This window comes from Billgrantia saliphila (assembly GCF_002930105.1).
In the GTDB taxonomy this organism is placed as follows: domain Bacteria; phylum Pseudomonadota; class Gammaproteobacteria; order Pseudomonadales; family Halomonadaceae; genus Halomonas; species Halomonas saliphila.
This window is the reverse complement of the sequence record NZ_PJRN01000016.1, coordinates 90,641-98,616: the sequence shown is the minus strand read 5'-3', so window position 1 is coordinate 98,616 and position 7,976 is coordinate 90,641. Positions and strand designations below refer to the sequence as shown.

9 protein-coding genes are annotated in these 7,976 nt (G+C 64.1%); 7 read left to right on the top strand and 2 right to left on the bottom strand.

Going from position 1 to position 7,976, the window contains the following annotated elements; all coding sequences use genetic code 11:
- A partial coding sequence (locus CYJ07_RS16690) for a 1-acyl-sn-glycerol-3-phosphate acyltransferase (RefSeq protein ID WP_104204849.1) occupies positions 1-646 on the top strand: 646 nt, incomplete at its 5' end.
- On the opposite strand, the gene CYJ07_RS16685 is transcribed toward CYJ07_RS16690, so the two are convergent.
- Together CYJ07_RS16685 and CYJ07_RS16680 are read right to left on the bottom strand one after the other, a co-directional pair.
- On the bottom strand, positions 637-1,923 hold the full coding sequence (locus CYJ07_RS16685) for an HlyC/CorC family transporter (RefSeq protein WP_104204848.1): 1,287 nt from the start codon (positions 1,921-1,923) through the stop codon (positions 637-639). The two genes, CYJ07_RS16690 and CYJ07_RS16685, sit on opposite strands and share 10 nt — an antisense overlap.
- 209 nt (positions 1,924-2,132) lie before the next feature.
- Complete coding sequence (locus tag CYJ07_RS16680; RefSeq protein WP_104204847.1) at positions 2,133-2,933, bottom strand: cytochrome C assembly family protein; 801 nt, start codon at positions 2,931-2,933, stop codon at positions 2,133-2,135.
- 247 nt (positions 2,934-3,180) lie between these two features.
- Between CYJ07_RS16680 and ffh the strand changes: the two genes are divergently transcribed.
- The 6 genes from ffh to xerD all read left to right on the top strand — a co-directional run bounded on the left by ffh (position 3,181) and on the right by xerD (position 7,976).
- Entirely contained in the window at positions 3,181-4,590 is a 1,410-nt protein-coding gene (gene ffh, locus CYJ07_RS16675; RefSeq protein ID WP_104204846.1) for a signal recognition particle protein, read from the top strand.
- A gap of 312 nt (positions 4,591-4,902) precedes the next feature.
- The gene (gene rpsP / locus CYJ07_RS16670; protein WP_104204845.1) at positions 4,903-5,151 is read left to right on the top strand and encodes a 30S ribosomal protein S16; all 249 of its coding nucleotides are present in this window, start codon (positions 4,903-4,905) and stop codon (positions 5,149-5,151) included.
- Between the two features lie 20 nt (positions 5,152-5,171).
- Positions 5,172-5,726, top strand: coding sequence for a ribosome maturation factor RimM (rimM, locus tag CYJ07_RS16665; protein WP_104204844.1), 555 nt, complete (start codon positions 5,172-5,174; stop codon positions 5,724-5,726).
- Positions 5,727-5,743: 17 nt separating this feature from the next.
- Positions 5,744-6,526: a tRNA (guanosine(37)-N1)-methyltransferase TrmD gene (trmD, locus tag CYJ07_RS16660; protein ID WP_104204843.1), complete on the top strand. Its 783-nt coding sequence runs from the start codon at positions 5,744-5,746 to the stop codon at positions 6,524-6,526.
- 106 nt (positions 6,527-6,632) lie between these two features.
- Complete coding sequence (gene rplS, locus CYJ07_RS16655) at positions 6,633-6,989, top strand: 50S ribosomal protein L19 (RefSeq protein ID WP_104204842.1); 357 nt, start codon at positions 6,633-6,635, stop codon at positions 6,987-6,989.
- Positions 6,990-7,073: 84 nt separating this feature from the next.
- Positions 7,074-7,976 carry a site-specific tyrosine recombinase XerD gene (xerD, locus tag CYJ07_RS16650; protein ID WP_104204854.1) on the top strand — a complete coding sequence of 301 codons (903 nt, stop codon included), beginning with the start codon at positions 7,074-7,076 and terminating at the stop codon, positions 7,974-7,976.

Sequence of the window (7,976 nt, the reverse complement as noted above, 5' to 3'; positions counted from 1 at the left end):
ACGACGCCTGATCTTCCTGCTGGTGCACTGCTGCTATCGGTTCCGGCTGCGCGGACTTCAGCATATCCCCGCCAAAGGGGCGGCCATTGTGGTCTGCAATCACGTTAGTTTCATGGATGCGTTGGTCATCGGCGGTGCCAGCCCGCGACCACTGCGCTTCCTGATGGACCGACCGATCTACGAGTCGCCCTGGCTCAACTGGCTGTTCCGTCTGGTGGGCGCGATACCGGTGGAATCCGACCGGCGCGATCCCGGTAGTGTGCGGCGAGCGCTGCAGGAGGTCAGCCGGGCGCTTCGCAGCGGCGAGGTGGTCATGCTGTTTCCCGAGGGGCGGTTGACGCCGGACGGTGACGTGCAGACGTTTCGTCGCGGGCTGGAGACGATCCTGGCGCGGGATCCCGTGCCGGTGGTTCCCGCGGGGCTGGCAGGGCTGTGGGGATCCTGGACCTCCCATCATGGCGGACGTGCACTGACCAAGCCGCCGCGACGCTTTCGTGCCCGGGTGGCGCTTTGTTTCGGTGAGCCGATTCCGCCGCGTCTAGCGCGACGCGATCGGATGGAAGCGAGAGTGCGCGCGCTCAAGGCCGAAGCCGATCGCTGGGTGTGTCCGCTCGAGGTCGCATCGTCCCGGCGCGATCACGACTGACGCTGGCGCCCGGTACGCGTGGCCGGCCAGCAGCGAGCCGAGGTGATCAGATTGTCGCGCACGTCGAGGATTTCCATGCGCACCGCGCCGATCTGCAGGCAGGTCGGCCCTTCGGGGAAGGCTTCGAGGTGTTCGAGGATGAGACCGTTGAGGGTCTTGGGTCCATCCGTGGGCAACTGCCAGCCCAGCGAGCGGTTGATGTCGCGAATGTTGGCCGTGCCGTCTATCACGTGACTGCCGTCGTCCAGGCGATGAATATCCTGATCCTGACCGGCAACGTCGGTGGTGAACTCGCCGACGATCTCCTCGAGAATGTCCTCCAGGGTAACCAGGCCCTCCACGTCTCCGTATTCGTCGACCACAATGCCGATCCGCCGCTTCTGCTTCTGGAAGTTGAGCAGTTGGGTATGCAGCGGCGTCGATTCGGGAATGAAGTAGGGCTCTCGGGCTTCCTGCACGATCGCCGCCTTGGTTACTTCGCTGCGGGACAGGAAGCGAGCCGCGTTGCGTAGATGCAACATGCCGATGATGTTGTTGATGTCGCCCTTGAAGACCGGCAGGCGCGTGTGCTGGCTGGTGCGGATCTGCGTCAGGATGGCTTCCAGCTCGTCATCTAGGTCGATCCCTACCACCTCGTGACGCGGCACCATGATGTCGTTGACCGTGACGTTCTCCAGGTCGAGGATCGACAGCAGCATCGCCTGGTGACGATGAGGAATCAGCGTGCCGGCCTCGTGCACGATGGTGCGTAGCTCGTCGCGGGTCAGGTTATCAGTGCCTCCTTCGATCTCCTTCACGCCGAGCAGTCGCAGCAGGCCGTTGGAGATCACGTTGACCAACCATACCAGCGGATAGAGGAGTTTGAGCAGCGGTTCCAGGGCGCGCGAAGTGGGATAGGCGATGCGCTCCGGCTTGATCGCGGCATAGGTCTTGGGAGTGACCTCGGCGAAGATCAGGATGATGACGGTCAACAACGTGGTGGCCACTGCGGGGCCGGTCACTTCACCGAAGAAGTGAATGGCGATGATGGTAGCGATGGACGCGGCCAGATTGTTGACGAAATTGTTGCCGATCAGAATCACCCCGATCAGCCGATCGGGACGCGCCAGCAGGCGCAGGACCCGGCTAGCCCGGCGGTCACCGCTGTTGGCCTCGTGATTCAGCCGATAGCGGTTGATCGACATCATGCCGGTCTCTGAGCTCGAGAAGAAAGCGGAAAGACAGACGAGTAGGAAAAGCAGGCTGAACAGCAATCCCAAAGGGAAGTCGTCGCTCAAGTCGATGGATCCTCGCTGGCGTGTCAGCCCCGTTTGTAGGGATTCGGCCTTGCAGTGTCAAGGCGACTTCCGGCTCAGAGAGAGCCTGAAAATGACCTTTCTAGGCCATTTTGTGTTGGGATCAGGCTCAAAGACGCTCATTCACGGCTCGTAAAACTGCGTTTTCTCGCCTTGCCGGGTCTTCGTCCGTTACGTTTGACAACACTCGTTCAGGCTCGGTCGAGGATGACCTCGAGCACGAACTTGCTGCCGAAATAGGCCAGCAGCAGCACGGCGCAGCCGCCCAGCGTCCAGCGCACGGCACGCATGCCGCGCCAGCCGAGCACGTGGTGGCTGATTAGCAGGATGGCAAAGATGAGCCAGGCGGCCAGCGACAGGATGGTCTTGTGCGCCAGATGCTGGGCAAACATGCTATCGAGGAACAGGAAACCGCTGATAATCGACAGGGTGAGCAGCGCCATGCCGGCCCAGATCAACTCGAACAGTACCCGCTCCATGGTGGTCAGTGGGGGCAATACCTGAACCATGCCGCGAATGTGATGGTGGCGCAGAGCCTGGTTCTGCAGCCCCAGCAGCACCGCCTGACAGGCGGCGATGAATAGCACGCCGAACGCGAATGCCGAACTCATGGCATGCAGGGCGATGCCTGGCGTCATGCCGCCGGTGCGCTCGGGGCTGGGCAGACCGACCGCCAGCAACAGGGCCAGGCCTGAGATCGGGAATAGTGCCACCGCTACGTTGAGTACCGGCTTGGCCAGGCTCACGCCCAGCAATAGTACGATCATGATGGCGGTCAGCACTGCGGCACTCGTCGACAGGCCGGGCATTAGCCCCGGGCTCTGGTCGATCAGCTGTAGCGCCGCGGGAAGATGGAACAGCAGGCCCAGCACGCCTAGGGCGCGCACCAGCACCGGGCGCTGCGGAACGCGCCGCAGCAGCGTGAGCCCCTGCCAGGAGGCGGCGCCCAGATAGAGAAGGAAGGCCATGATGGCCAGAGGAAGCGCCTGCATCGATTGCCGTCCGTACGCCGTTGCCGGCGTCTGTGCATCCCTGGGTTGAAGAAGTCTGCCGACGCCACTATACCCAATCCTCGCTGCGCCGCACAGCCGTGGTAAGCGGCCGCATGCATGGAGACTGGCCGCCACAAAGCGTATAATTCGCGCCAAATGCTTCAACCCGAGCTGTTATACGTAGGCGAGCAGGGAAAGCGGCCGCCGAGCGTGCCGGTCGCCTGTCAGCTCAACGCCGGAGTGGCTTATGTTCCAGAATCTCAGTGAGCGGCTGTCCGAGACGCTCAAGTCCATCAAAGGTCAGGCGCGCCTGACCGAGGACAACATTAAGGACACCCTGCGCGAGGTGCGCCGGGCGTTGCTCGAGGCCGATGTGGCCCTGCCGGTGGTCAAGGCTTTCATCGAGCGTGTGCGTGAGCGCGCCGTCGGGCAGGAGGTGTCGAAGAGCCTGTCGCCGGGCCAGCAGTTCGTCAAGATCGTCCAGCAGGAACTCGAGGCGATCATGGGCGAGGCCAACGAGGGACTCTCGCTCAAGGGATCGCCGGCCGTGGTGCTGATGGCGGGTCTGCAGGGGGCGGGCAAGACCACTTCCGTGGCCAAGCTGGCACGCTATCTGCGTGAGCGCGAGAAGAAGAAGGTGCTGGTGGTCTCCGCCGACGTCTATCGCCCGGCAGCCATCGACCAGCTCGAGACCCTGGCCGGCGAGGTGGGCGTCGACTTCTTCCCGTCACGCTCCGATCAGAAGCCGGTGGCCATCGCCGAGGCGGCGATCAAGCACGCCAGGATCCAGTTCCACGACGTGTTGATCGTCGATACCGCCGGTCGCCTGGCGATCGACGATGCCATGATGGATGAGATCGCCGAGCTGCATCGCGCCTGCCAGCCGCAGGAAACCCTGTTCGTGGTCGATGCCATGACCGGCCAGGACGCCGCCAACACGGCCAAGGCGTTCCATGAGGCACTGCCGCTGACCGGTGTGATACTGACCAAGGCCGACGGCGACGCTCGTGGCGGTGCCGCCCTGTCGGTGCGTCACATCACCGGCAAGCCGATCAAGTTCATGGGCGTGGGCGAGAAGGTCGACGCACTCGAGCCTTTCCATCCCGACCGCGTGGCCTCGCGTATCCTCGGCATGGGCGACGTGCTGTCGCTGATCGAGGAAGCCGAGCGCACCGTCGACAAGAAAAAGGCCGAGCAGCTGGCCAAGAAGGTCAAGAAAGGCGAGGGCTTCGATCTCGAGGATTTTCGCGACCAGCTACAGCAGCTCAAGAAGATGGGCGGCATGAGCGGTCTGCTCGGCAAGCTGCCGGGCATGGGCCAGATGGCCGAAATGGCACAGGGCCCGGGTCCCGAGAAGGAGCTGGGCAAGCTCGAGGCGCTGATCAACTCCATGACGCCCCAGGAGCGGCGCAAGCCCGAGATCATCAACGGCTCGCGCAAGCGCCGCATCGCCGCCGGTGCCGGTCTGCAGGTGCCCGACCTCAACCGCCTTCTCAAGCAGCACAAGCAGATGCAGAAGATGATGAAGAAGGCGGGCAAGAAGGGCGGTATGCAGAAGATGATGCGCGGCATGTCCGGCATGATGGGTGGCGGCGGTCCCGGTGGCCCCGGCGGTATGGGGGGCATGGGCGGACCCGGCGGCTTCCCCTGGCGATAAGCCGTGGAACGGCTGCGGGGCGTATCGCTGTGCTCCGCGCGCCCGGCGCTCCATCCCGCTCGTGCATTCTGTTGGCGACGTTGCGAGACTCGACAAAAGGGTTTCAAAGCGGGGCTGATTTCCGTAGAATGCTGCGTCTTCATGGCAGGACCGTGGCTATGCCCGGCTGCACGTTTGTAAAGAAAGTGACCGAATGACGCGAAGGCGGGTCCACGGACCCGCTTTCCTGGCAAATGCCGAGAAACCCGGCCAATAGCCGGCTCGGTGCATATCGGTAGTAAACGTAACCTCAACCGAAGGACAGTTAACGCCATGGTTACCATTCGTCTGGCACGTGGTGGCGCCAAGAAGCGTCCCTTCTACCACCTGACCGTGACCGACTCACGCAACTCGCGCGACGGCCGCTTCATCGAACGCCTCGGCTTCTTCAATCCGATCGCTCGCGGTCAGGAAGAGCGTCTGCGCGTCGATCTGGATCGCATCGCCCACTGGCAGGACCAGGGCGCCCAGATGTCCGATCGCGTGGCCGAGCTGGTCAAGGAAGCCCGCAAGCAGGCCTGAGCCTGCGACCCGGTGATGTCATGAGCGAGGCCGAACGCATCGAGCGCGACGACCATGTGGTGCTGGGCAAGTTGACCAGCCCCTATGGCATCAAGGGATGGCTCAAGGTCTATTCCCACACCAGCCCGATGGACGGCATTCTCGACTATGCCGAGTGGGTGCTGCGTCAGGGCGATAGCCTGTCGCGTCGTCGCCTGCTCCAGGGCCGACAACACGGCAAGGGCCTGGTGGCCCTGCTGGAAGGCATCGATTCGCGCGAGGCGGCTGAACGCGTCGCCGGCGCCGAGATCCTGCTGCCCAAGTCGGAACTGCCCGAACTCGCCGATGACGAATTCTACTGGCACCAGCTGGAAGGATTGACGGTCGTTACCCGTGACGGCGTTGTGCTGGGGCGGGTGGGGTATCTGTTCGAGACCGGTGCCAACGACGTGATGGTGGTGCGGGGCGATCCGCAGGGAGAGCCGCCTGCCCTCGACGATCGCGAGCGCCTGCTGCCGTTTCTTCCCGACGAGGTGATCGTCGAGGTGGACCTGGCGGGCGGTATCATGACCGTCGATTGGGATCCCTCGTTTTGACCGCTAGCGCGCCGGGCATGTGGATCGGTGTCGTTTCACTGTTTCCCGAGATGTTCGAGGCCGTCACTCGGCACGGTGTCACGGGGCGAGCAGTGAGCCAGGGGCGCATTGCGCTGGAGTTCTGGAACCCGCGAGATTACGCTCGCGACCGGCATCGCACGGTGGATGATCGTCCCTATGGCGGCGGTCCCGGCATGCTGATGAAGGTCGACACCCTGCGCGCGGCCATTCATGATGCACGCGCGCGTGCCGAGGCGATTACCGGTGTGCGTCCGCGGGTGATCTATCTCTCACCCCAGGGGCGGCGGCTCGATCAGCAGGGCGTGCGTGAACTGGCTGCCGGCCCGCCGCTGGTTGTGGTGGCGGGGCGCTACGAAGGCATCGATGAGCGCGTGGTGGAGAGCGACATCGATGAGGAATGGTCGATCGGTGACTATGTGCTCAGCGGCGGTGAGCTGCCGGCCATGGTCCTGATCGATGCAGCGGCGAGACTGGTGCCCGGCGTGCTGGGCCATCAGGATTCCGCTGTCGAGGACTCCTTCAACGAGGGGTTGCTGGATTGCCCGCACTACACCCGTCCCGAAGTGGTCGACGGGCGGCGGGTGCCGGATATCCTGCTCAGCGGACATCACGGCGAGATCCGGCGCTGGCGACTCAAGCAGTCGCTGGGGCGGACCTGGCTGCGGCGCCCCGATCTGCTGGAAGGCAGAGCGTTGAGTGCCGAACAGCAGATGCTGCTCGAGGAGTTCATCGAGGAATACGCCCACGGGGCGGAGGTGCAGGACACGGAGACCCAGTGAGCCGTGGACCTGCGTCACCCATCATCTCCCGCGCTCTCGAGCTTGGCTCGGGCGCCGGGATCACGCGCCGCCGGAAGGGTGGCGCCGAATATCGAGGAGTTATGTCATGAGCAGCAAGAACAAGGTGATCCAGGCGCTTGAAGCCGAGCAGATGAGCAAGCAGGTGCCGGATTTCGCGCCGGGTGACACCATCGTCGTGCAGGTCAAGGTCAAGGAAGGCAACCGCGAGCGTCTGCAGGCCTTCGAAGGCGTGGTGATCGGTAAGCGCAACCGCGGTTTGAACTCCGCTTTCACTGTGCGCAAGATCTCTCACGGCGTCGGCGTCGAGCGTACCTTCCAGACCTACAGCCCGCTGGTCGACTCCATCGAGGTCAAGCGTCGCGGCGACGTGCGCCAGGCCAAGCTGTACTACCTCCGCGAGCGTAGCGGCAAGTCTGCCCGTATCAAGGAAAAGCTCTCCTGATCCGGGTTGGCTAACGGCGCCTTGCGCCATGCGAAGCCCCGCCACCGCTCACGCGGGGCGGGGCTTCGTCGTCTGGGCGATGACATGAAACATGACAACCAGCCCCCTGTCCTGATCGATACCTTCCTCGACGCGCTGTGGCTCGAGCGCGGGGCGAGCGATCACACTCTCTCGGCCTACCGTCGCGATCTGGAGGCGTGGGCCGCCCGACTGGCCGAGATGGGGGGCGAGCTGTTGGCCCCCGATGCGGCGCTCCTGCCCGCCTGGCTCGAGGAGCGACGCAAGACCGGCTATCGGCTGCGCAGCAACGCCAGGCTGCTCTCGAGCCTGCGCGGTTTCTATCGCTGGGCGTTGGCCGAAGGGCGCATCGCTCACGACCCGCTGGTCGAGGTGCGCCTGCCACGAGTACGGCCCAGCCTACCGAATACCCTCGAGGAGGATGAGGTGGAACGCCTGTTGGCCGCCCCCGACGTGACCACCGATCTCGGCCTGCGCGACCGTGCCATGCTCGAGGTGCTCTATGGTTGCGGCCTGCGCGTCTCGGAGCTGGTGGGGCTGACCACGGATGCGGTCAACCTGCGCCAGGGCGTGGTGCGGGTACGTGGCAAGGGCGACAAGGATCGACTGGTCCCGCTAGGGGAAGAAGCCGTACACTGGCTGTCGCGCTATCTGCGCACTTCGCGGGGTGCGCTGATGGCCGACGTATCGCGCCCGGCGCTGTTTCCGGGACGCGGCGACAACGGCATGACCCGGCAGACGTTCTGGCATCGGATCAAGGTCCATGCCCGTACCGCGGGGATCTCGCGGCCCTTGTCGCCGCATACCCTGCGGCATGCTTTCGCCACGCACCTGTTGAATCATGGCGCCAATCTGCGTGTCGTACAGCTGTTGCTCGGTCACAGTGATCTGTCGACCACACAGATATACACCCATGTTGCGCAGGCGCGACTCGAAGCCCTGCACGCCGACCATCATCCTCGAGGCTGA